The 25,140-nt window shown below is 33.7% G+C and carries 25 protein-coding genes; all 25 read left to right on the top strand.

All coding sequences use genetic code 11. The annotated features are described in order from the left end of the window. The first annotated feature begins 25 nt into the window (after positions 1–25). The 25 genes from ABVM50_RS00360 (at position 26) to ABVM50_RS00240 (ending at position 25,134) form a co-directional block, all read left to right on the top strand. Positions 26–1,294, top strand: a complete 1,269-nt coding sequence (locus tag ABVM50_RS00360) for an ABC transporter ATP-binding protein (RefSeq protein WP_405199465.1) — start codon at positions 26–28, stop codon at positions 1,292–1,294. Next, positions 1,287–2,036 carry a class I SAM-dependent methyltransferase gene (locus tag ABVM50_RS00355; RefSeq protein WP_405199464.1) on the top strand — a complete coding sequence of 250 codons (750 nt, stop codon included), beginning with the start codon at positions 1,287–1,289 and terminating at the stop codon, positions 2,034–2,036. Before ABVM50_RS00360 ends, ABVM50_RS00355 begins: the two co-directional genes overlap by 8 nt. A 16-nt stretch (positions 2,037–2,052) precedes the next feature. Further along, a complete protein-coding gene (locus ABVM50_RS00350; RefSeq protein ID WP_405199463.1) occupies positions 2,053–3,009 on the top strand; it encodes a glycosyltransferase family 2 protein in 957 nt (318 codons plus the stop codon). Beyond that, positions 3,009–3,839, top strand: a complete 831-nt coding sequence (locus tag ABVM50_RS00345) for a glycosyltransferase family 2 protein (protein WP_405199462.1) — start codon at positions 3,009–3,011, stop codon at positions 3,837–3,839. The genes ABVM50_RS00350 and ABVM50_RS00345 overlap by 1 nt, the downstream gene beginning before the upstream one ends. Beyond that, on the top strand, positions 3,839–4,771 hold the full coding sequence (locus tag ABVM50_RS00340; RefSeq protein WP_405199461.1) for a glycosyltransferase family 2 protein: 933 nt from the start codon (positions 3,839–3,841) through the stop codon (positions 4,769–4,771). The genes ABVM50_RS00345 and ABVM50_RS00340 overlap by 1 nt, the downstream gene beginning before the upstream one ends. 140 nt (positions 4,772–4,911) lie before the next feature. Then, on the top strand, positions 4,912–5,994 hold the full coding sequence (locus ABVM50_RS00335; RefSeq protein WP_405199460.1) for a hypothetical protein: 1,083 nt from the start codon (positions 4,912–4,914) through the stop codon (positions 5,992–5,994). A gap of 130 nt (positions 5,995–6,124) precedes the next feature. Continuing rightward, entirely contained in the window at positions 6,125–7,147 is a 1,023-nt protein-coding gene (locus ABVM50_RS00330) for a glycosyltransferase (RefSeq protein ID WP_405199459.1), read from the top strand. Positions 7,148–7,178: 31 nt separating this feature from the next. Further along, positions 7,179–8,069: a glycosyltransferase family 2 protein gene (locus ABVM50_RS00325; RefSeq protein WP_405199458.1), complete on the top strand. Its 891-nt coding sequence runs from the start codon at positions 7,179–7,181 to the stop codon at positions 8,067–8,069. Further along, entirely contained in the window at positions 8,066–9,082 is a 1,017-nt protein-coding gene (locus ABVM50_RS00320; protein WP_405199457.1) for a glycosyltransferase, read from the top strand. Before ABVM50_RS00325 ends, ABVM50_RS00320 begins: the two co-directional genes overlap by 4 nt. Positions 9,083–9,084: 2 nt before the next feature. Further along, positions 9,085–9,993, top strand: coding sequence for a glycosyltransferase family 2 protein (locus ABVM50_RS00315; RefSeq protein ID WP_405199456.1), 909 nt, complete (start codon positions 9,085–9,087; stop codon positions 9,991–9,993). A 22-nt stretch (positions 9,994–10,015) separates the two neighbouring features. Continuing rightward, positions 10,016–10,789: a class I SAM-dependent methyltransferase gene (locus ABVM50_RS00310; RefSeq protein ID WP_405199455.1), complete on the top strand. Its 774-nt coding sequence runs from the start codon at positions 10,016–10,018 to the stop codon at positions 10,787–10,789. A 2-nt stretch (positions 10,790–10,791) separates the two neighbouring features. After that, a complete protein-coding gene (locus ABVM50_RS00305) occupies positions 10,792–11,592 on the top strand; it encodes a hypothetical protein (protein WP_405199454.1) in 801 nt (266 codons plus the stop codon). A 3-nt stretch (positions 11,593–11,595) separates the two neighbouring features. Then, the gene (locus tag ABVM50_RS00300) at positions 11,596–12,285 is read left to right on the top strand and encodes a cytidylyltransferase domain-containing protein (RefSeq protein ID WP_405199453.1); all 690 of its coding nucleotides are present in this window, start codon (positions 11,596–11,598) and stop codon (positions 12,283–12,285) included. Beyond that, positions 12,285–13,331 (top strand): N-acetylneuraminate synthase family protein, encoded by a 1,047-nt coding sequence (locus tag ABVM50_RS00295; RefSeq protein ID WP_405199452.1) that lies wholly within the window; start codon positions 12,285–12,287, stop codon positions 13,329–13,331. Before ABVM50_RS00300 ends, ABVM50_RS00295 begins: the two co-directional genes overlap by 1 nt. Before the next feature lie 6 nt (positions 13,332–13,337). Then, complete coding sequence (gene neuC / locus ABVM50_RS00290; RefSeq protein WP_405199451.1) at positions 13,338–14,468, top strand: UDP-N-acetylglucosamine 2-epimerase; 1,131 nt, start codon at positions 13,338–13,340, stop codon at positions 14,466–14,468. Positions 14,469–14,493: 25 nt separating this feature from the next. Beyond that, entirely contained in the window at positions 14,494–15,909 is a 1,416-nt protein-coding gene (locus ABVM50_RS00285; protein ID WP_405199450.1) for a hypothetical protein, read from the top strand. Beyond that, on the top strand, positions 15,906–16,976 hold the full coding sequence (locus tag ABVM50_RS00280; protein ID WP_405199449.1) for a glycosyltransferase family 4 protein: 1,071 nt from the start codon (positions 15,906–15,908) through the stop codon (positions 16,974–16,976). Before ABVM50_RS00285 ends, ABVM50_RS00280 begins: the two co-directional genes overlap by 4 nt. Beyond that, positions 16,967–18,121, top strand: coding sequence for a glycosyltransferase family 4 protein (locus ABVM50_RS00275; RefSeq protein WP_405199448.1), 1,155 nt, complete (start codon positions 16,967–16,969; stop codon positions 18,119–18,121). The genes ABVM50_RS00280 and ABVM50_RS00275 overlap by 10 nt, the downstream gene beginning before the upstream one ends. After that, positions 18,108–19,655 carry a glycosyltransferase family 2 protein gene (locus ABVM50_RS00270; RefSeq protein ID WP_405199447.1) on the top strand — a complete coding sequence of 516 codons (1,548 nt, stop codon included), beginning with the start codon at positions 18,108–18,110 and terminating at the stop codon, positions 19,653–19,655. Before ABVM50_RS00275 ends, ABVM50_RS00270 begins: the two co-directional genes overlap by 14 nt. 6 nt (positions 19,656–19,661) lie before the next feature. After that, positions 19,662–20,654 (top strand): glycosyltransferase family 2 protein, encoded by a 993-nt coding sequence (locus ABVM50_RS00265; protein WP_405199446.1) that lies wholly within the window; start codon positions 19,662–19,664, stop codon positions 20,652–20,654. Continuing rightward, positions 20,651–21,418: an FkbM family methyltransferase gene (locus ABVM50_RS00260; RefSeq protein ID WP_405199445.1), complete on the top strand. Its 768-nt coding sequence runs from the start codon at positions 20,651–20,653 to the stop codon at positions 21,416–21,418. Before ABVM50_RS00265 ends, ABVM50_RS00260 begins: the two co-directional genes overlap by 4 nt. Before the next feature lies 1 nt (position 21,419). Beyond that, the gene (locus ABVM50_RS00255) at positions 21,420–22,418 is read left to right on the top strand and encodes a hypothetical protein (protein ID WP_405199444.1); all 999 of its coding nucleotides are present in this window, start codon (positions 21,420–21,422) and stop codon (positions 22,416–22,418) included. 144 nt (positions 22,419–22,562) lie between these two features. Next, a complete protein-coding gene (locus tag ABVM50_RS00250; RefSeq protein ID WP_405199443.1) occupies positions 22,563–22,973 on the top strand; it encodes a serine O-acetyltransferase in 411 nt (136 codons plus the stop codon). Then, entirely contained in the window at positions 22,973–24,079 is a 1,107-nt protein-coding gene (locus tag ABVM50_RS00245; RefSeq protein ID WP_405199442.1) for a glycosyltransferase family 4 protein, read from the top strand. Before ABVM50_RS00250 ends, ABVM50_RS00245 begins: the two co-directional genes overlap by 1 nt. Next, on the top strand, positions 24,076–25,134 hold the full coding sequence (locus ABVM50_RS00240; protein ID WP_405199441.1) for a glycosyltransferase: 1,059 nt from the start codon (positions 24,076–24,078) through the stop codon (positions 25,132–25,134). Before ABVM50_RS00245 ends, ABVM50_RS00240 begins: the two co-directional genes overlap by 4 nt. The last annotated feature ends 6 nt before the right edge of the window (positions 25,135–25,140 follow it).

Genomic DNA, 25,140 nt, shown 5'->3' with positions numbered 1-25,140 from the left:
TATTGTTGAGCTGAGAAAAGGAAGAATGAGTGTGATATTAAAAGCAGAAAATATTTCCAAACAATACCGCTTAGGTACCGTCGGTACCGGCAGTTTACAGCATGACATAAATAGGTGGTGGCATAGCCTTCGCGGCAAAGAAGATCCTTATTTAAAAGTTGGTGGGGTAAATGACAGAAGTGCTAAAGCCACCGAAGATTATGTATGGGCTTTGCAGGATATCAATTTTGAAGTAAAGCAAGGAGAGGTATTAGGAATTATAGGGAAGAATGGTGCAGGAAAATCTACCTTACTAAAAATTCTTTCAAGGGTAACCGCACCAACAACTGGAAGTATTAAAACAAAGGGGAGAATAGCTTCTTTATTAGAAGTAGGAACCGGTTTTCATGGGGAACTTACTGGCAGGGAAAATATATTTATGAATGGCGCTGTTTTAGGCATGAGTAAAGCTGAAATTAAAGCTAAGCTCGATGAGATTATCGCATTCTCTGGTTGTGAAAAATATATAGATACACCAGTTAAGCGTTATAGCAGTGGTATGACGGTAAGACTCGGTTTTGCAGTAGCCGCACATTTGGAACCTGAAATTTTGGTGGTAGATGAGGTATTGGCCGTAGGCGATGCCGAGTTTCAAAAGAAAGCCATTGGAAAGATGCAGGACCTTTCTACCGGTGAGGGAAGAACGGTACTTTTTGTAAGTCATAATTTGGCGAGTATTAAAAATTTATGCTCACGTGGAATACTCATTAAAAACGGCTCATTGAGTATTGATGGCGAAATAGACCGAGTAATAGGATCCTATTTGGAAAGCAATCAAAAATTACAGGATTTTATTGATCTGGCAGAGGTGGACAGAAAGGGAACCGGAGAGGTGAAATTAAGGAGTGTATCTGTGTATGGTGCTAAAACACAACTGCTGCCTAAAAGCGGTGGGCCATTAAATATTGAGTTGAAATTAGACAATACCTGTCAATACCTGGCGCAAGATATTGTAATTGAATTTAGAATTGACGATAATATTGGGCAGAGATTAATCTGGGGTAGTACTAATATGGCTGAAAAGATACAGAATGAAACTTTAAATAATTTAACCATTAGAATGGAGAAATGTATTTTAAATCGGGGTAATTATTTGGTTACAATTCACATTAGAGCCAAAGGTGTGGTAAGTGACTGGGTGCAAAATGCTTTCAGTTTCAATGTAGAGGCTGGTCTGTTTTACCGAACTGGAATAGAGGTACCAGTTAATCAAAGTAAGATTCTTGCAAATTTTCAATATAAATTCAATGATTAAAAAAGTAAAAAAGAAACTTAAAAAGTTTATAGATGTAAGAGTCCGACTTTTAAGGGATCAGCAACATCAAAATCAACAGGTTTTATTTAATCATAGCCAGCTTAAGCAACTTTTTAGTGAGGGTTCTTTTATACCGTTTTCAGGATGGGCAATCTCTCCAAGTACTATTCTTCACGTTCTTAATGATGTTGCCATTAACAAGCGTAAATGCATTATTGAATTCGGTTCTGGAGCTTCAACTTTTTATATCGCAAAATTACTAAAAGTCCTGGAATTAAATGCAGTTTTTTATAGTGTGGAATCCGATGAAAAATGGGCAAATGAAATGAAAAGACAGCTACAAAAACATGGTATTTCTGAGTATGTACGCGTAATATATGCTCCACTTAGAAAAGTTTCGGATAATTATTCCCTAGAAGAACAGGAAACCTGGTATGATACGCAAATTTTAGAAGAAACTTTTACTGGTCAGGAAAAATTTGATCTAATTTTAGTAGATGGCCCATTTGGTGGAAGTACTCCTTATGCTAGGTATTCAGCAATTCCTTTTCTAAGAAAAATAACTTTAGACCAAGCAAGTATTTTTCTGGATGACGTCCAAAGGGCAGATGAGGCGTTTATTTTAAAAGAGTGGGAGCAATTATTAGATAGAGAAGCTAACATTCTAGAGAGATATGGTTTTTTCAATGATCAAACATCTTTTGATGTTAAGCCCTTTCAATTATCAAGACCTACTTTATAATTTTTAAATAACTTTTTTGAAGTCACTAGTATCCATAATTATTCCCACCTATAACCGGGCTCATTTGATTGGAGAAACCTTGGACTCAATAATTGCACAACTCTATGAAAAGTGGGAATGTATTGTTGTGGATGACGGTTCTGTTGATTATACTGAAGAGTTGTTAGAATTTTACTGTAAGAAAGATCAAAGAATACAATTTCATCATCGACCGGCAAATCGGAGGAAGGGTGCTAATGCCTGTAGGAATTATGGATTTGAAGTGAGTACTGGAGAATTTTTAATTTTTCTAGATTCTGATGATTTATTAGATATTGCAGTATTGGAGAATAGAATCCGATTTTTTAAAAAGAGTTTGGACTTTTTAATATTTAGTACAGCGAAATTAATTGAAGGTGAAAAAACAAATTACATAATTAACAATGATCCATTTGAGCTTTCGAGTCAGACTTACCTAAAAATGTTTCTTGCATATAACTTACCATGGCAAACGAGTAGTGTAATTTGGAGACGCAAAGTTTTACAAAAATTTTCGTTTGATGAACATCTACAACGACTGCAAGATATTGACTTCCATATATCAATTTTAAATTTTGGCGAGTATTCTTTTGAAAGAATCAATAAAATAGATAGTTTTTATAGGATTAACAATGGTATTCGAAATGATGTTTATTTAAATCAAGTTATAACTAGTTTTATTCATTTTTTTAAAAAAGTATATTCATCTTCTTTAATCAAATATGAAGAGAATTTTCGTGATTTTGTAGTTTTCTTTTTAAGTCGATTCCTATATCCAAATGATACTAAATATTATAAGCAGATAAGGTTCGTGGAAAAAGAACTTTTGAAAAAGGCCAATTTAAATTATAAGCAAAGAAAACTGCTAGGTGTGAAATTATGGATAGATGAAAAGGGAATTAGATTCAAAGGTTATGGAAAATTACGTAATAATATTTTGAGAAAATTGGTTTAATGTCCGCATGTATATCTATTATAATTCCTTGCTATAATGATGCAGTCTATGTAGAAGAAGCTGTACAGAGTGCTATTGGTCAAACATGGGGTAATAAAGAAATTATTGTTGTTGATGATGGTTCGAATAAGAAAACTAAAAGAGTATTAAAAGAACTTGAACCTAGGATCGATTTGCTAATTACTCAGGAAAATAAAGGCTTAAGTGCTGCAAGAAACATTGGAATTGAAAATGCCCAGGGGTCTTTTATTATTTTATTAGATTCAGATGATTTTTTTGAACCTGACTTTTGCGAGAAAGCTTTAAGAATAATCTCTGAAGATGAGGCTGTTAAAATTGTAACTTGTTATGCAAGAAGATTTAATGAAAATGGTGTGATTGATATTTTTAAACCCTCAGGAGGAGATATTACAAACTTTCTTAGATATAATGCAGCAATTGGTAATTCAATGATTAGAAAACGGGATTGGGATTTAGCTGGAAAGTATGACGAATTAATGAAAGAGGGATTTGAAGATTGGGAGTTTTATATAAGGTTACTTAGATTTGGTGGGCATGCTCATGTCTTAGAAGAACCATTATTTAATTATCGTCAGAAAAAAAGTTCCATGCGTGGGTCAGCAAATGAAATTAAATATAAACTTCAGACATACATATATCTTAAACATCAGGAATTATATAAAGAAAATTTCAAAATTTTTATAGAACATTTATTAGGCAAAATTGAAAGGGAAGAAAGAGAAAAGATTAAGCATACTCAACGAATGGAGTTCTGGCTTGGAAGGGCATTTTTAAATCCTCTGCGAAAGATTAAAAGGATGTTTAAATAATGAGTACACTTGCAAAACCTGAGGTCAGTATAATAATGGCTACCTACAACAGGGCACATTTAATTATAGAAAGCTTAATTTCTATACAGAACCAGACTTTTGAAAACTGGGAATGTATTATAATTGATGATGGTTCAACTGATGAAACAAGTGCGCAATTAGAACCCTACTTAAGTGATTCCAGATTTCGGTATTTACCTAGAAGTGCAAAACACAAAAAGGGCTTGCCCGGTTGTCGCAATTATGGTATTGAATTAGCTAAGGGGGATTACATAGTTTTTTTTGATGATGATGATATCGCACATCCAGATCATTTTAAAATTACTATTCCTATTCTTAAAGAAAATGATTTTCAATTCTGTCATTATACCAGGGAGGTGTTTTTTGGGGAATTTAATCGGGAATTTAATAGAAATCTAAATTATGGCTATAAGCACATAAATTATAAAAATTTAGATAAAATAATTACACATGAATTGCCATTTAATTCTTGCGCCGTAATTTGGAAAAAAGAATGTTTTTTCAATAACAGATTTCACGAGGATCTCTTATACGCAGAAGAGTGGGAGCTTTACTCTCGTTTATTATCAAATGGCTTCACTGGTATTAGTATTGATAAAACACTTTATTTTGGCAGAAAGCACAATGCCTCGAATACGGGGGAGTTTTACCTGGGTAATAAAATTAGAAGGGAATCTAAAATAAAAGCTATTAAACTGGTTGCTCAAAATTTGATGGAAAAGGAATTGTTAACGCCTCTTTTGACCAGGTACTTCATACAGTTGGCGTTTCTCCTAAATGATCGCGCATTAATTAATTTTTTAGGTAAATTAACTAATCTTTCAAGAATTCAAATTTATAGATACCAGATGATTAGAAAGTACTATCCTTTGATAAGTAGATATTTAAGGTTTAAAAAGCAATATTTATGAGAATATTGGTTGTAGCACAAGACCTTCGGATTTCGGGAACAAGTGAAGGCATTGTTTCCAGGTCTTTTATCTATAAACTGAAGGAGTGCTATCCAGATTTCAAGATTGATGTTTTTTACTTAAAAAATCACACGGCAGATGTGAAGCCAAAGCTACTAGGCGTGGATAATTATGATGAGAAAGTCATTTATAAAAAAATTCCTGGTAAAACAATATTTTTAAATAAACCTTATTGGAGGCTGACCGGTATTTCATTGAAGGACTTGTATATCGAAAAATTATTTGGAGAGGAATTAAAAAAGATAGACTCTTCTTTATATGATCTTGTATTTTTGAGAAGCTCAGGTACAGCATTTGAACTTATTTTAGGCGCTATACACAATCGAGAATTATTAGAAAAGTCAATAATTAATTTTCATGATCCTTTTCCTGGTTATTGGGATACTGGATCACAATCGTTCCTTACAAATTTAGAGCTGCAGAAGTTGAAAAGAATGCAATGGGTGGTAGATCGTGCACAAGGATGTATCTCTCCTTCTAAATTATTATCCCAGGATCTAGAATTTCTATATGGAACCAGAAAGAAGTTCCATACACTTCCACATCAATTTACACCAAAAGTATTTGATCTAAAAATCGAAAATAATAATGCAATCAGGAAAAAGAGAAAGTCTGTTTGTATTACCTATCATGGGGCTATTCAATTAGGACGAAGTCTTACAAATTTCCTTGATGTGTATGTAGAGCTAGTTGATAAAAATCCGGTTATTAAAAAAGAAACTGAGGTATTCTTAAGAATAAAAGGAGAAGGAGTGGATGAGTTGAAAACGAAATTTAATAATCATCCTAATATAGAAATAAGATCATTCGCAAGTTTCAATATTTCTTTTGAAGAATTAAAAAATGAAACAGATATAGGGCTAATATTAGAGAATAACTCAAGTCATAGTAATATTTTGCCGGGAAAAGTGCCGGTTTTAATCCAATTGAAAAAACACCTTTTTATATTGGGTCCTGAAAGAAGTGAATTGAAAAGATTAGCTAAGGAAAAAGGAATTTTTAGTTCTTACCGCAAGAACGTTATAGCTGAAAATTTAATGCTTACAATAAGTCAGGTTCTAAATAAGGAACCTAAAAAATATGAATTAGAAGGCTATTTTTCACAAACGGAATTTAGAAAAAAGTTGAATTATATAATTAATACTACCAATTCTGAAAAATAAAAAGGTCTTAATTTTTGGTCCAGTTGCTAATACAGGAGGAAGGGTTATTGAAATTAACCAAATCGGGCGAGCCCTAACGAACGATTATACAGTTGAAATAATATCAAGTGAATATTTTAATAATAAGTCGTTGATTTTTACAGATTTAAATAGCATTAAAATAAATTTCCTAGACCGATTAGTCTATGATGAATTTTTAATTTTTCGAATAATAAATTTTCTCACTTATTTTAAAAATGGTTTAAGGAAAAGGCGCTCCACGTTTGGAAATAATTTTTTTACAAAGAAATATTTAAAATATGATGAAAAGCGTTCTAAATTACTTAGAAATAAAATTTCTGAATCTGATTTAGTTTTACTTGTTATGCAGTTACATTCTAACTTTTCAGAAGAAATTATTGAGTTCTGCCGAAAAGAAAATATTCCTTGTGTTTTCAGAACTACTGGTAATATTAATGAAGAGGTGTTTGAGTTTAAGCATCTTAAAAAGATTAGCCGTTTTATTCATCACTCTAATAGAACTGCAAATAAATTATTTAATTTAAAAGTTCCTTATTCAATTATCGACCAGGCGAGTTTACAAGAAGAACAATTACTAAAATTGAAACTAAAAAAAGAAAGAAATTTGAGGTTCGGTTTTTTAGGACGATTTACTAAAGAAAAAGGAGCTTTAGAGTTATCAGAATTTTTCGGAAGCAGAGATGAGCAATTTTTTATTGCGGGAGATGGTCCGCTAAAAAATGAAATTTTAGAAAATATTGAATTTAATGTTAATTGTAGTTATTTGGGAGCTGTGCCACAATATAATTTAAACTTTTTTTTCGATAAAATAGATGTATTCATTGTTAGTTCTTATGAAGAAGCAGGGCCTTACACCGGATTAGAGGCAATGGCTGCGGGAAAAATTATAATTAGTACAAGAGTTGGTGCAATGGAAGACCGTTTGGAAAGTACTAATAATGATTTTTGGTTCGATATAAATGAAATTTCAACTTTAGATTCGGTTATCCGAAAATTAAAGAGCGAAGAGACAACTGATTTAGAAAATATTTCCTGCAATTTGCGGAAAAAGATTATTGAAAATTATTCAAATCAAAAAATAGGTGAATTGTATCTAAATGAGATCACTCAATTAATTCAAAAAACTGAATGATTGTCAAATACTTTTAATAATCAATCTTAAGATGAATGAGTTAATTTCAATAATAATTCCCACTTACAATAGTTCTAAATGGATTGATGAAACCTTAAATTCGATATTAAATCAAACCTATTTCAATTGGGAATGCATTCTTGTTGATGATGGTTCAGTAGATAATTCAGAAAAAATTATAATTAAATATAGCAAGAGGGATAAAAGGATTAACTTCTTGAAAAGACCAAATAATCGAATTAAAGGTGCAAATACGTGTAGAAATTTTGGGTTTGAAAAAGCTAGTGGTAATTTTATACAATGGTTTGATTCTGACGATCTGATGCACCCTAGATTTTTAGAATTGAAAGTTCAAGAGCTCAAAAAATCCTATTCAGATTTTGTTGTTTGTAAAGGAGCCATTTTTAAAGGGAAAATTGAAAATAAAATTGGAAATTGGGATAAGCTATCGGGTAAAACTCCAGTTCGTGACCAAGCACTAGGGCAGATTAATTTGCAGACTAATGCTCCAATGTTTCGCAGGGTTTTTCTAGAGGGAAAAAAACTTTGGAGTGAAACTTTGCAACGCAAACAGGATTATGAATTTTTCAATCGAATACTAGCCCAAAGCACCAATTTTAAAATTGTTGATGAATACTTGTTTTTTTATCGAAAGCATTCGCAAAGTATTAATGGCATTGATTCACCCATAACTATCCGATCAATGATTCTTGCTGATTTATTGGTTTATAAAAATACTATACAGACTATTAGTGAAGAAGACGATAGATTTAAGTTCCGACAGCATTTTTTTAGAAAAATCATTTCTCGAAGCAAAATTGCGCTAAAAAGCAAATATGTGTTCACTTATTTTAAGGGACTTCGGGGAGCCCTGTCGATTATAGACTTCAATTATATTTTTAATTATTTCCAAAGAAAATGAGGAAAGGTCTAAATCCAAATAAGGATAAAACTGGTGAGATTAATTATTTACACCAGGTAATCATTCCAATTTATATCCCTCATCAAAAAGATTATTTTGAAGAAAGTTTACAGGTCTTAAAAATTTGTATTAAATCCCTATTGTGTTCTTCCCGGCCTTATACTTTTATTAGTTTAGTGAGTAATGGAAGTTGCAGGGAAGTAGAAGAATACATCCTGGAACTCTATAAAGAAGGAAAGGTCCAGGAGATAATAGTTAGTGCTAACATAGGTAAATATAATTCGATTATAAAAGCAGTCTCAGGCCATAATATTCCATTAGTCACTATTAGCGATGCAGATGTTTTTTTTAAAGAAAATTGGCAAGAGGAGACTTATAAAATATTTCAAAATATTAAAAAAGTTGGGGTCGTAGGTCTTATCCCGCAATTTCTTAGCTATCAGAGTCATAGTGAGAATTTGCTTTTTGATTATAGTTTCTCCTCTAAATTAAAATTTGCCAACGTGAAAGAACCGCAGGCTTTAGCTGAATTTTATGAAAGTATAGGTTGGAAACCCAACTATCCAAAAGAAAGATTGAAATTTACTCTTTATTTAAATAATGGAGGTTTTGAAGCAATCGTAGGCTCAGGCCACGTAGTTGTAACATATCGGAGAGAGTTAATTCAAGATTTAGCTCAATTTAACCCCTTCAAAATGGGCGGGGATAGTGAAGAAATATTGGATGAGGCAGCCCCTAAAAAAGGATATTATCGGTTTACTACCCCAAAAAATATGGCTTTTCACTTGGGGAATAAACTCGATAATAAATTCTTTGACAAAATGAATCGGAGAAATAGCTTTACAAGTAAAGAGGAATCTTTTCCTGATATACCTGCTTTTATTTACCCAAGATTCAATTGGTCATATTTTTTAAAACGGAAGCTTATTCAAATGATATTAAAATCTCATAAATTGAGAATGCTATATTTGAAAAAGTTGGGAATGCCAGAAGCGGCCAGAAAATCATTTTAAGCATGGGGTGCAAGTTTAGTATTTTAATCACCACTTTCAATAGGCTTGAAGAACTAAAATATACCCTCAAATCTCTAGAATCATTTCTTAAAGATGGCATAAAAATTATAATATGTGATGATGCAAGTACAGATGGTACATCAGCATTTGTACAAAAAAAGTATCCTGAAATTCAATTATTGGTCAATTCCGAGAATCATGGGCTTATTTACAGCCGGAATCTTTTAATGAGCCAGGTACAAACTTCTTATGCCATCTCCCTGGATGACGACGCTAATTTTTTAACCTCAGATCCCTTAGAAAGAATAATTAATTATTTTGAGAAAAAACCAAAGTGTGGAGTTACAGCGTTTCGTATATACTGGGGGAAAGAAAAGCCTTTGAATGTATTTAACGAGGCGAATCCAGAACCTGTTAAATGTTTTGTTGGCTGTGGTCACGCCTGGAATATGCAGGCCTGGAATGAAGTTCCAAATTATCCGGATTGGTACCGGTTTTATGGAGAGGAAAATTTTGCTGCTTTACAACTCTTTAAAAAAAAATGGGAAGTACATTATTTACCTTCTGTTTTGGTGCATCATCGGGTAGATAACAAGGCAAGAAAAAAAGATGCAGATTATTATTTACGAGCCAGAAGATCCCTTAGGGCAGATTGGTATAATTATTTTATCTTCTATCCTCAAAAAAAATTGGTTAAATTATTCCTGTACTCAATAAAAACGCAGCTGCTTAAGGCAAAAAAAACAAGGGACATGAAAGTTGTAAAAAATCTTTTCTTAGCCATGGTTGATATTCTGGGAAATTCAAGTAGGTTGAAGAAGAATAGAAATAGCTTAACAAGCTCTAAATATAATGAGTGGAAACAATTACCTGATGCAAAGATTTATTGGGAACCTATCCAAATACATTAAATATCAAAATACTTACTAACTGATGAGCCTGAAAGCTGTTTTGAGTAAATATATCTCTAAAAGTTCAAGGATTGGATTTTTACGGATATCGGAAAAAGTAAGAGGATATTTTCATCGGAAAAATCTTAATACGCTAGCAAAAATCTTTAAAACGGATAAATATGGTATTCATTTTTATACTCCTCATTATCAGTTTCATCTAAACGAGTTTAGGAAAAAAAAATTGAAAATCCTTGAAATTGGTGTAGGCGGTTACGAAAATCCTGAAGCTGGCGGTCATTCTTTAAGGATGTGGAAAGCTTTCTTTAGAAGAGCTCGTATTTATGCGATTGATATTTATGATAAGTCACCATTGCAGGAATCTAGAATAAAAATTTTCAAAGGTAGTCAGGTCGATGTTGAGTTTATGCAAGGAGTATCTGAGGAAATTGGTGAAATAGATATAGTGGTTGACGACGGAAGTCATATAAATTCTCATGTCATTCAAACTTTTAATTTTATGTTTCCACTAATGAGCGAAAGCGGTATATATTTTATAGAAGATATTCAAACTTCTTACTGGGAAGAGAAAGGTGGTACGAGTAAGGATTTTAATAATAAAAATTCTATAATGGGTTATTTCAAGAGCATGGTTGATGGTTTAAATTACCAGGAATTTGAGAAGCCAGGATATGAAACAAATTACTTCGATTTAAATATTACCTCAATTCATTTTTACCATAATTTGATTGTAATATATAAAGGCATAAATAATGAACCCTCCAATTTTATGGTTAACAATCAAAAACCTAACTAACCTTGGAATCTTTAAAAAATAAAGTAGCTATATTCACTACTGTTGCTAATTTTGAACTATATGAAAAAACTTCTAATTTATTTCCGGTTGGTATTCAATCATATGTAATTGATGGTAGAAATGGAATGCATGCCTTGCATAGTATTTTCTATATGTTCAAGAAACTTAAAAAGGAAGAAATAGACTGGTTAATTATGGCAGATGAGGATGTTATCTTTAAGAATCCGCAAGCCGTTTTTGGACTTATTGAATTTATGAAGGAAAATAATTATAGCGTCTCTGGGGTTCGTGATGGTGGTGTAATTAAACATCGAAATAACAATCCTTATGTTATCAATACTTTTTTTTCAATTCTTAATTTTAAGAAAATTTCTAAGCTATTCAATAAAAGTGAAATCATACGCAATCAATATATTAATAAAGGAGAATTTGAAGAAGATCTAAGTGAATTAGTATATGGGTTTGATAAAGAAAATCTCTATGAACCGTATTATTGTTTTTATTTTTGGTTAAGACGAAAAGGAGAAAAAATACTTTTTTTGAATTCTAAAATGATAGAGGATGAAAATGAGCAAATTAGTAATGAAGTTTTTGATGCTAATGGCACTACCTTATTAATTCACACCTGGTATGCGCGTTCGTATGGAAAGAATGAGAAGCATACTGCAAGGATAGATGAAGTTTTAAAGCAAATATCTTTTGCATCAAATCCCAGGAAACCAATTATTTTTAAAGATACCTTTTTCTTCATTAAAATGCAGGTATCCAAAACAGTCAAGAAAATTAAAATGAAATTGTCTTAGAGTATGACTGTAAAAAACAATTTCAAATCGCTTAATATAGCAATTATACCGGCTCGTGCAGGTTCAAAAAGGCTTCCTGGTAAAAATAAACTCTTGCTTGGAGGAATTCCATTGGTTGTGCATAGTATAAGATATGCAAAACTATATTGTAATTTGATTGACAAAATAGTAGTATCTACTGATGATGCCGATATAAAAGCTATAGCACTTTCTGAAGGAGTTGAAGTAATTGACCGTCCTCTGGAAATTGCAGGGGATGAGGCTACTACACTTTCCGCTTTACAACACGTATTGGAGAATATCAAAGAGGAGATAGATAATGTATTTTTATTACAACCTACGAATCCATTAAGACCGGGAAATCTATTGAGAAATGCTTTTAAAGAATTCTCTAAGGGTAAATACGAAAGTCTTATGACGGTAAGCAAGAGCTATCAAAAATTCGGTAAAATTGACAATAATCAGTTTGTTCCTTTTAATTATAAAATGGGACAGAGAAGTCAGGATCTTGAACCGCTCTATTTTGAAAATGGTTTACTTTATATCATAAAAGCTTCTTTAATAGAGCAGGATAAATTATTAGGAGAAAATAACTTTCCGTTTATTGTAGATCATCTATTTTCCAAAGTTGATATAGATGAAAAAGAAGATTTTGAGTATGCAGAATTCTTACTAAAAGGAACAAAGAATTAATGAATCCATTTTTAGAAATAGCAGGCCGTAAAATAGGTCTTGATTATCCCCCTCTTGTTATTGCAGAAATTGGGATCAACCACGAAGGTTCTCTGGAAGTTGCCAAAGAAATGGTCGATGCTGCTAAGAGGGCGGGTGTAGAAATGATAAAACACCAGACTCATGTTGTCGAGGATGAAATGAGTAGCGAAGCGAAAAGTGTTATTCCAGGTAATGCTGATGTATCTATTTACGAGATCATGAGAAGATGTGCTCTGAACGAGAAAGATGAGCTGGAATTAAAAAATTATGTGGAGTCTCAAGGCATAATTTTTATTTCTACTCCGTTCTCAAGAGCGGCAGCTAACAGATTACGAAGTTTCGATGTGCCGGCATATAAGATAGGTAGCGGAGAGTGTAATAACTATCCGTTACTTGAGCATATTGCCGAGTTTGGTAAGCCTGTAATTTTAAGTACAGGAATGAACAGTATTGCTACGATAACCAAAGCAATTGAGATCTTTGAGAAAAAGAAAGTCTCAGTTGCCGTCTTGCATACAACGAACCTTTATCCCACTCCTCCCGAACTGGTTCGTCTGGGAGCAATGCAGCAATTACATCAAAGTTTCCCCGATAAAGTCTTCGGACTTTCCGACCATACCCTAAATAGTAATTCTTGCTTGGCAGCTACAGCTATGGGAGCTTCGATCTTGGAACGTCATTTTACAGACCATATGAAACGCACTGGTCCCGATATTCTTTGCAGTATGGATGAGGAAAATTGCCGAAATTTAATTCGAGACAGTGCGGAAGTAGCTATGATGAGAGGAGGAGAAAAAGTGCCAGCTGAAGAGGAGAAAGTTACGATCGACTTTGCTTTTGCTTCCGTATGCTCCATAAAATCTATTCAAAAGGGAGAGATTTTCACCGTTGAAAACATTTGGGTTAAGAGACCTGGAAAGAATGGAATTCCGGCTTCGAGATTTAAAGAGATTTTAGGAAAAAAAGCTGCTATGGAAATACCGGATGATATTCAGCTAAAACCATGGCATATTTCTAACTTGTAATATAAGATGAAGAAAATTTTATTTCTCACCGGGACTAGGGCAGATTTCGGGAAAATAAAACCCTTAATTCAAATTCTTGAATCTAATCCAGGCTTTGAAGTGTTCGTGTTTGTTACTGGAATGCACCTTCAATATGAGTATGGGCTAACGTTGCTTGAGATAGAACGTTGCAATTTTTCCAACCTGCATACTTTTCAGAATCACACTAAAGAAACAACAATGGACCTCACTTTAGCTAAAACCATAGAAGGTCTTTCTGAATATGTAAATCACATTAAGCCAGATTTAATTACGGTACATGGAGATCGAGTAGAAACCCTGGCAGGGGCCATTGTGGGTTCACTTAATAATATTCTTGTCGCCCATATAGAAGGCGGAGAAATTTCAGGAACTGTAGACGAATTGATTCGCCATAGTGTTTCCAAATTAAGTCATGTACATTTTGTAGCTAACGACGAAGCTGCAAATCGATTATTACAAATGGGAGAAGTCAAGGAATCTATCTTTAAAATAGGTTCTCCAGATGTTGACGTCATGTTTTCCCTAGATCTTCCAGATATACAGACGGTAAGAGATTATTATCAAATCCCTTTTGAGCAATTTGGTATTTTGTTATACCATCCGGTTACTACAGAAGTTGAACATTTAGATAGCGACATAAGTATTTTACTAAGTAGCCTGGAGAACATGGATGAAAACTTTGTAATTATTTATCCAAACAATGACCTTGGTAGCTCAAAAATAATAGGTGAATATAAAAAAAGACTCAAACCGCTCTCAAATTTTAGAATCATACCGTCTTTAAGGTTTGAATACTTCTTAAGCCTTCTAAAGAATAGTAAGTTCATTTTAGGAAATAGTAGCGCTGGAGTGAGGGAAGCACCTTATTACAATATCCCTGTAATAAATATAGGGAGTAGACAGCATAATAGAAGCAGGAACGCTGATATTAAAAATGTGAATTTTAATGAGAATGAGATTTGCAATGCTGTAAAATCCATACGGGAGTCTGGTGAGGGTTCCAAATTTAATATAGAGTTTGGAGATGGCAATAGTGCTGATCTTTTTTTGGAATTTTTAAAAAATGGAGAAATCTGGAACATTAATCATCAAAAGCAGTTTAAAGATCTAAATTAGCTTTCTCATATTTACCATGCTTAAAATGGGTAATTTTTCAAAAAACAAAAACATATTAGGCCTTGTAATAACCGATGGAGTAGGGTTCCGGAATTTTATCTTAAGCGAATTTCTGAGGACTTCTGCTGAAGTTTTCGATAAGGTGATCATATATTCTGCATTACCTTCTGAATGTTATGAAAACAAGATTGATCCAGCAATTGAGATTGTTGAATTATTCGACCATAGGGAGCATGGTAGTACTTGGTTTTTTAGAAAGGCAAAGGAAATTGCGCATTTGAAAAACAACGCTTCAAACAATTTTGGAATTCAGGATAATTTGAAAGTCAATTATTCCAATTCATCTTCAAGAAGGGGGAAGCTAACAAGGTTAATCTATAAGCTTACAAACAAATACCATTCGGAAAATTGGATCAATACTTATTATAATTTACAGCAAAAAAGCTTTTCAATGGGAAAAGCGGCTAAAAGATACCGCGGGTCTCTAAGGCAACATAAACCTTCCATTCTATTCTTTACGCATCAACGACCACCTTATCTGGCGCCATTGATTTACTCTGCAAATAAGGAGAATATCAATACCTGCAGTTTTATCTTCAGCTGGGATAATCTTGCATCTAAAGGCCGTATGGCAGGAAACTTTAAAAATTACCTGGTGTGGAGCAAGCTTATGAAAAGTGAATTGCTTCAATTTTACAGAAATCTTGATGATGCACAAATCAAGATAGTTGGAACCCCGCAATTTGAGCCTTATGTTATGGTCGAATATCAAAGTTCGATAAATGATTTTTATAAGCGTTTTAAATTGAATGAAAATTATAAAACCATTTGCTTTAGCTGTGGCGATGTTTCTACTAGTGCCAATGATCCATTATATATTGAAACTATAGCCGAAGCAATTTTAAGTTCTGAAATAAACGAGGTTAATTTTTTAGTTAGAACTTCTCCTGCAGAAGAACCTGACCGTTTCCAGTACCTTGAAAATAGATATCCTTTCATCAAATGGAATTATCCTAGTTGGGAACAAACCCGGAATGATCATGCTGAATTATGGTCACAAAGGGTTCCTACAGAAAAAGATCTAAAAGATTTAAGAATGATCCTTGAATTTTCAGATCTTGGTGTTAATATGTGCTCCACCATGAGCCTGGATTTCATGACCTTTGATAAACCGGTTATAAATCCGGTTTTCGGAAATTCTGAAAATGGATTATACGATGACCAGAGATTTCTCCAATACGCACACTACTCAAGAGTTGTGAAAAGTGGTGCTGTTTCCATTGCAAAAGACAGGGATGAATTAATTGAACACATTAATTTTAGCCTTGAAAATCCTAAGGCCAGACTTGACAATCAAAGAGAACTACTGAATCTGCAAATAGGAAATCCTTTAGAAGGAACTAGTAAAAGAATATCTGAAGTTTTAAATGAACTTTCATGAAGCATATTGCTGTGATTTGCAATTATAAACTTGACCCCTACCGAATAGGTGGAATGGATCGTTTTTTTGTAGCGTATAACCGGGAATGCATTGAGAAGGGGTTTACAGTAAACTGGTTTTTTTCCGGCGGTGTTATTTTTGATTTTTATATAGATCTCAATATTGAAATATGCCGAAAAGAGTCAGTTGAAGAATGTTTTCTAAATTATAAGGCTAGAAATAAAAGTAAGTTTGAGGTCGTTATCACTCATTTTGTAGAATTATGTACTCCTTTCTTTAAGATGATAAAGCAATACGATGATCCCATGATTGTTGCAGTGGATCATAATCCCAGACCCATCAATGGATTTCCTATGAAAAAAAGATTGAAGAATAAGTTGAAAGGGAAATTGTATTCCAAGTATATTGACCTGTTTATTGGAGTTTCCAATTATACAAAACAGCAGATCCTAAAGGATTACGGGCTAAAATTATCTTCTAAAACGGAAGTGATACATAATGGAATTGCCTTTGCAGAATATATAAAAAGAAAGAATTCTAATAACGGTAAATTTATTGTTGCTTCTCACTTGCGACCTTCCAAAGGAATTCAGGATCTTATTAAAGCTGTTAGCCTATTGAAACCGGAAGTAAAGCAAGAAATTGAAATTGATATTTTTGGAGAAGGTCCCATGGAAGCTGAATTAAAGTGCCTGGTAAAAAAAGAAAATCTTCAAAAACAGTTCAGGTTTTGTGGTAGTTCACCAGATTTGCCGAAACTTTTTCAGAATTATTCTTATATGCTACAACCAACTTATATGGAATGTTTCAGTCTATCCATTCTTGAAAGTCTGGCCGCCAATGTCCCGGTCATAACTACTCCCGTTGGTGGCAATCTTGAGGTGATTGAGAATGGGGGAAATGGTTTTGTCTTCGAAACTGGGAATATTCAACAATTAGCCGATACTATTCTAAAAATTATCCGTGGGGAAATCATGATAGAAAATTCTGTAAACCCCATAATAGAAAATCAATATAATCTCAAAACAATGGTTGAGAGTCATATCAATTTATTGTTATGCACATAGGATTTATAACTCCAGAATATCCTCACTATAATTCTACCCCATCTGGAGGTTTGGGAACTAGTATTAAAAACCTGGCGACTTCCTTGGTAGATAAAGAGATAAATGTGAGCGTTTTTATATATGGGCAACAGAAAGATCATAATTTCAAAGAGGATGGAATTAATTTTCATTTTATAAAACAAGGAAACTATAGCTTTTTTGGCTGGTTTCGATATAGGAAATTTCTGGAATCATATATAAATAGAAGTATAGTACGAGATAATATTGATCTTATTGAAGCTCCAGATTGGACCGGTATTACTGCTTTTATTAAATTATCCTGCCCATTACTAATTAGAATGAATGGGTCGGATGCTTATTTCTGCTATATGGATGGTCGAAAACAGAAGTTAAAAAATAGATTTTTTGAGAAAACAGCTTTAAAATCAGCGGATGCCTTAATTTCAGTTAGTGAATTTACAGCAGAAAAAACAAAGGAGTTATTTAAACTAAATAGTGAGATTGCTGTTATTCCTAATAGTATAGAAATCGATTTATTCAAACCAGCCAAAATTAAGGGTGAAGGAAAAACTATTCTTTACTTTGGAACATTTATCAGAAAAAAAGGAGTGTTGGAATTGGCAGTTATCTTCAATGAAGTGGTTATCAAACATCCGGAAACTGAGTTGTGGTCTATAGGAAAGGATGTAGTAGATATTTTTGAAAGGAGATCTACTTTGGAACTATTCCAGGAAAAACTTAGTCCGTTGGCTAAGCAACAATTTAAATTTCTTCCAGAGGTAACCTATTCTGAAATAAAGGAACATGTTGCTGAAGCCGCGGTAATCGTTCTGCCTAGCTTTGCTGAAGCTATGCCCATGACCTGGCTGGAAGCAATGGCTATGGAAAAAGCTTTAGTGACTTCTAATATTGGGTGGGCGAAAGAAGTTATGGAAGATGAGGTGACTGGCTTTACCGTTAACCCTAAAGATCATAATCAATTTGCAGAAAAAGTGCTTTTCTTGCTTAATAATCCCGAAAAAAGAAAGCAAATGGGTAAGGCCGCAAGGAAAAAGATACAAAATGAATTTGCAACAAAGGTTGTAGTGGAAAGAAATATCAACTTTTATAAAAATCAGTTACAAAGATTTCATGCAAGAACTTAAAGAATTTAAGGCTTCCAATGGAGATATTCTACTATTTCTAGGAGAGCCAGACTTACAAAAACTGGACAATCTAGCAAATGGTCCTGGAGATCTCTGGCATAGTTCGTTAAGTCAGGGATTTGAGAATATTTTTCCTGAGCTGGTTTATCAAACAGCGGTTTTCTGGTGGTACCTCAATGATTTAACGGCACTGGAACAATCTGTAAACTGGAGAATTAACCCTCGATGCTTTGTAGTAAGAAAAAGTGTTTGGGATTTTTTTGGTGGATTTAGTAATGATTATCTCTCAAGTTACACGAGCGCATTGGATTTTGGGTACAGAATGTTAAGGTTTGGTGGAGCCGTACCGCTTTTTATTGAAGGTCTATATACGGTTGATAGTACTCTTCATAGAGCGCCAATTATTCCGGATCAAGATCGATACATATTTTATTTGAAGAACTTTAAAGATAGACATAGTTGGTATATGTTTATTCGTGAATCGTTAAGTAACCCATGGAAAGAATTCCAATATTTCAAAAAATCTAAACAATTAGCTCTTGTAAAAAATTCATCTAAAACTTTTCCTGCCAGATCACTAAAGAGGATAACGGGTAAACCTACTGTGGATGTGATTGTACCTACTATGTTTCGACGGGAATTTACGCTGCAGCTTTTAGAAGATTATAAAAATCAAACGTATAATCCTACTAGAATAATTGTAATTGACGCTACTCCTGAAGATCAAAGGAATCCAGATTTATATAAAGATTCTGAATATCCATTTGAATTAGTTGTTAAATGGCAGCATTCGGCTGGAAGTTGTAGAGCGAGAAATGAAGCTATTGAATTGTGTACAAGTGATTTTATAATTTTTGCAGATGATGATACCAGAATTCTTCCCGAATTTGTTGAAAACCATTTAAGGTTTCTGGAGACTTATAATGTAGATGCTTGTACAGGATTGGATATTCACGCCAAAAACCATCTTCAGAATTTAACTGACTTAAAAGACACCTTGAAAAGCTTAGGAGTGAGTCGTTACAAGGCAGGAGCAGCTCAGACTTTTAACAATGCGAATTCTTGTGTTAAAAGAAATCGTGTAGATGAAATTATTGGAAATGATATTAATTTTGACGGGGGATATGGTGAAGATGCAGATTTTGGTTTCAGGCTTTTGAAAGAGGGCGTGATACTAATGTTTAACCCATATTCCGCAAACCTGCATCTCAAGCCACCATCTGGCGGTTATAGATTTTGGGGTTTACAATCTTCCATTCTTGGCAAAAAAAGGAGTAAGCAGCCATGGGAGTTGGATAATCCAGTGGGCAGAATTAGGCCAGTTCCGAGTCCAACAATTCTTTACGGAATTTTAAAGCATTTCAAACAAGATCAGGTTAGCGAATATAAAAAGCGTTACCTTTTTCTTTATCTATCAAGAGACATAAAGAAATTACCACTACGTTTGTTTAATTTACCTTTCAAAATTTTGCAATTTAATAAAGCTATGCTGTATTCTCGTAATCTTATCAAAAAGGGAGAGCGTTTTCAATAGATTTTCATGAAGTTTAGTCTTATAGTTTGCACTTATATGCGCCCTAAACCACTGTTTAGGTTATTGAATTCGGTAAATATTCAGACTTTATATCCAGATCAAATTTTGATTATTGATGGTTCACGAGATGATGAAACCAGTCAAATACTTCATCAGTCTAATTTCAAAAATCTGGAATACTTTAAAGTTTCAGATTACGATCGAGGCCTTACAAAGCAAAGAAATTTTGGAATTAGTAAACTATTTCCCTTATCTGAGGTTGTTTGTTTTCTAGATGACGATATTGTACTTACCTCTACATACTTTGAGAACTTGATTGATACTTATCAGGACTATCCAAATTCCATCGGGGTTGGTGGGTATATTATAAACGAAGTAGAGTGGTACAAGAAAGATCAGGCAGAGGTGGAACTTGATGAGTTTGCGTATGATGGCTACGTCAGGCATCTGGGAAGTAGACATTTACTTCGAAAAAAATTAGGTTTACAACCGGATGTTCCGCCCTGTCATATGCCAAAATTTTCAAATGGATATGCTATAGGATTCTTACCTCCATCCGGTAAAAAATATAGAGTCGAAAATTTTATGGGTGGTGTCTCTTCCTTTAGGAAGAAAATTTTTGAGAAGATCAAATTTTCCAATTATTTTCATGGTTACGGTTTGTATGAAGATATGGATTTTTGTATTAGAGCTTCTAAATTAGGACAACTTTATGTAAATACTTCAGCCAAACTTTACCACTATCATGAAGATTCCGGACGGCCAAATGATTATAAATATGGTAAAATGGTTATTAGAAATGGATGGTATGTTTGGAGGGTTAGATATCCATCACCAGATTTAATTTCAACCCTTAAATGGTACTCAATTGCTGTATTATTGACTCTTATACGGTTTAGTAACGCCCTGTTTACATCAAGCAAGAAAAAGGCTTTTACAGAGAGTATGGGAAGAGTGGTTGGGTTGTGCAGTTTATTAATCCGTAAACCAATTGAATGAAAAAATTACTAAAGATTATTCCTTATGCTCTAAGAGAGAGAATGAAATTAATTTACTATAATTTCCAGCAACCGAATTATGAATTTGGGCTTAAAAATCAATTTTATAAGACTGATGGCGGATCTTGGTCGATATATTCTACAACTCCTTTATATTTTCTAATCAAGGAAATTGAACGTTATGAAGAATTTTATAAAATCAGGCCAAATGATAATATTATTGATGCTGGTGCATTTAATGGTATTCTAAGTTTGGTTTATTCTGAAAAAGCTAAATATGGTAATATTTTCTCTTTCGAGCCAGACAGGAAGAATTTAAAAGTAATTGAGGAAAATTTTAATTTAAATAATTTTCCAAATAATATTAATCTTATTAATAAGGGACTTTGGTCTGAGACCTGTAAAGTTAATTTCTTTGAGGATGGAAGTGTAGCTTCTTCATCTTTTTACAAAGCAGAACATGCAGTAGAGGTTAAAATTCCAGTAATAACAATTGACGATTTTATTTCAGAAATGAACATAACTGATGTCAGTTTTATTAAAATGGATGTCGAAGGTGCAGAACTGAATATTTTAAAGGGAGCTAGGCAAACACTACTGAACCTAAACCCTAACTTAAGTATAGCAACCTACCACGTTGTTGATGGTGAATTAACTTATAAATCAGTAGAAAAATTCTTTAAAGAAATAGATTATCCATTCAAAACTGTTTTTTTTCCGGATGGTGAAATAATTACTTATGCCGGACCAGAAATGAACAAATAGGATGAGTAAAAAATCTTTCTTTACTTTAATGTTGTTTCTAAGCTTTACGGTAATTTTTGTGATTAACCACCAGTATCCTATTATCACAAAAAAGGTTGGGAAGTGGTCGGTTGGCTATAACTTCTCAGAAAATCCCGTAAAAAGACCTGAGATTGATTCTGAAAATATCATTTCCTATGCTCTTATGGATAGCATATTGCAAACGTCTGGGAACTATATTGCTGATCCATTTTTTATTGTCGATGATGGTCAATACTTTTTGTTTACAGAATTAAAAGGAAAGAAAGACGCAGACATTGCGTTGTTCAAGTCTGTAGACGGTAAAGATTTCATTTATGATACTATCGTACTGGACGAGCCCTTCCATCTTTCCTATCCTCAGGTTTTTAAACATGAGGAGGAGTTTTATATGCTTCCCGAGGCCAAACAATCCGGACATCTTCTGTTATATAAAAGTGATAATTTCCCATATACCTGGAAGGTGGTTGATACATTGCTTAAAGATGTAAAATTGAAGGATGCCAGCATTCTATTAAGTGAAGAATTCAACCTGATGGTTGCTGTAGATGACCATATGAATCAATTGATTTATACCGCTGATTCTTTAAGTGGAGATTGGCAGGAGGCTTCTAACTATATTTCCAGAAAAGGTAATCACACAAGACCCGGCGGTAGATTTTTTCAATATCAAAATGAATGGTATTTGCCAGTACAGGATCGTAGTAGAGGCTATGGCTCTGGTATATCGTTATATCAATTACATCATTCAACAGAACATTTGAGTTTGCAGATCGTAGAAAACCGCTATCTTCATAACATGGATAGTATTATTTGGTTTAATCGTGGAATGCATCATCTTGACTTGCAACGGGTCAACAATTCTTATTATATGGTGTACGATGGTGATCGAAACCTGAATGGTGAAAATAGCTTCCAGATTAGAAGAACCTTAAAGTTCATCTATAGTGATATTTATAATTACATCAGCAATAGTTTTTAAGTGATGCTGGACTATTACAGAAAAGATATCTCTAAGTATAAAAGATATAGTGATAAATCTGCTCTTACTTTGATCTTAACTCAACAAGGTCTCTGGGCTTTGTTCATTTACAGAGTTAATCATGCTATATATGACTCCAACCTAATGAGTGTTCTTAGAAGCATCCTGCTCGGGGTGGGAATAATTTTTCAAAAATTTATAGAGATTGTTACAGGAATTTCACTGCCGTATACCGCAAGAATTGGACACTCTTTCTACATAGGTCACTTTGGAGGAATCATTATAAATTCAAAATCGATTATTGGTAACAATTGCAATATTTCTCAGGGAGTCACAATTGGCGTTAGTGGGAGAGGGGTATCTAGAGGAGTTCCTATAATTGGAAATAATGTATATATTGGTGCGAATGCCGTGATTGCTGGAAATATAACAATTGGCGAGAATGTGGTGATTGCTGCAAACTCTCTTGTAGTCAAATCTGTTGATTCTAATACGACAATGATGGGAGTTCCGGCTATAAAAGTTAGTAATAATAACTCAGAGGATTATATTTGATGCGCATATTGGTGATCTCAAGTGCTCCAATTATTGAGAAAAACAGGCTTCTGTATGCCTATCCACCCTTCGTGAATGAAATGCAACTTTGGTTTCAAAATTTTGAATCGGTATCCATTATAGCTCCAGATTCGTATCCATCGAAGTTTGATGTTTCAAGTTTTACAAGAAAGGACATTAAGTTTATTCCCATTTCGTTTCTACAGTTCGATACCCCGAAATCAATACTAAGGAGTGTTCAGAAATTCCCGGCGATCTTCTTTAAAATATATAAAGAAATAAAGCGAACCGATCATATTCATATTCGTTGCCCTGGTAATATCTCGCTTTTAGGTTGCATCGTGCAGATTTTTTTTCCGAGGAAAAAGAAAACAGTAAAATATGCTGGGAATTGGGATCCAAAGTCGAAGCAACCCTTTAGCTACAGATTTCAGAAATGGCTTCTAAGTAATAAATATCTTAACAGAAATATAAAAGTGCTGGTCTATGGAGAGTGGCCCGATCAATCAGCTAATATTCTGCCATTTTTTACAGCTAGTTATTCGCAGAAAGAGATTCAGAAAACATCCAGGGTTTACGATCAGAAGCTAAAATTTCTATTTGCAGGAAGTCTTTCTGAAGGTAAACAACCAGATTTTGCGATCAAACTTGTAGAACGCATATTAAAGAACGGGATAAGTGCTGAACTTAGAATATATGGTTCCGGAGTTTTATATCAGGATATGCAAGATTATGTAGAAATCAGTGGTTTATCTGATTCAATTTTCATCTTGGGATTTAAGAATGTAGCTGAGCTTAAACAAAGCTATCTAAATTCTCATTTTTTATTACTACCATCGAAATCGGAAGGGTGGCCAAAGGTAGTTGCAGAAGCTATGTTTTTTGGATGTATACCGATAGTAACAGCCGTTTCTTGCGTCCCATGGATGTTAGGGCATGGAAGTAGAGGAATTCTAATTCCAGATGATGTGGATGCTGCGGCTAAGAATGTTTTAACTATACTATCAAAACCATCACAGTTAGAAGAAATGTCAGATAGAGCACAGGATTGGTCAAAAGAGTACACCCTGGAGAAATTTGAACGGGAAATAAAGGAACTTTTATGAAAGTGCTTCAGGTTATAGATACTCTGGAGGCTGGAGGTGCCGAGAAAGTTGCTGTTAGCTATGCAAATTCATTGGTTGGAAAGATAGAGGCATCCTATTTATGCTGTACCAGAAAGGAAGGCATTCTAAAAGCTCAAATTTTAGATGAAGTCAGATATACATTTTTGAATAAGCGATCTTTCTATGATACTAAAGCATATGCTCGCTTATACAGGTTTATTCGTGATAATAGTGTGGATACAGTTCATGCACATGGAACATCATATTTCATGCTGTCGATTTTGAAGATTTTCTATGGCCTTGATTTCCAGTTATACTGGCATGATCATTATGGTAACAGTGATCATTTACAGTCCCGGAATAAACAAATCTTGAAAGTATTATCACATCAGTTTAGTGGAATCATTTGTGTAAATCCAAATTTACTGCAATGGGCTTCTAAAGAATTAAATTGCAATAATATCATTTACCTGCCTAACTTTCCTGAGGTCCCCCAAACGAACACAGATACTGTAAACTTACTTGGAGATGAACATGCCATTAAAATTATTTGCGTTGCAAACCTTCGTAAACAAAAGGATCACCTTAACTTGCTAAGGGCATTTGAACAGTTGCCAGAGAATTATAGTTTACATTTATTTGGTCATCATTTTGGAGATTCTTATTCAAGTCTATTACTGGAAAGCTTTAAGTCTTCAAAAAAAAATGCTTCCATTTTTTACTACGGAAGTATTCCTGATATATCCTCCTACATTGAAAAAGCAGATATAGGAGTTTTAGCTTCCAGATCTGAAGGCTTGCCCCTCGCTTTATTGGAGTATGGGTTTGCAGGCTTAAAAGTAGTTTGCACAGATGTTGGAAATTGTAAAGAGGTTGTAGGCGCATACGGAATTATTGTCCCGGCTGAAGATTCTAAAGCTCTTGCTGATGGGATAAAAAATAGTTTATCTTTGAACTCCGGGCATACCATATCTCTGAAGAAAAGGATCGATGCAAAATATTCAGTTGACTCCATAATTCCACAATTATTGAAATTTTATAAATCCAGAGCTTAAGGAAAG

This window comes from Christiangramia sp. LLG6405-1, from assembly GCF_045055805.1.
In the GTDB taxonomy this organism is placed as follows: domain Bacteria; phylum Bacteroidota; class Bacteroidia; order Flavobacteriales; family Flavobacteriaceae; genus Christiangramia.
This window is presented reverse-complemented; position numbering and strand designations above follow the sequence as displayed.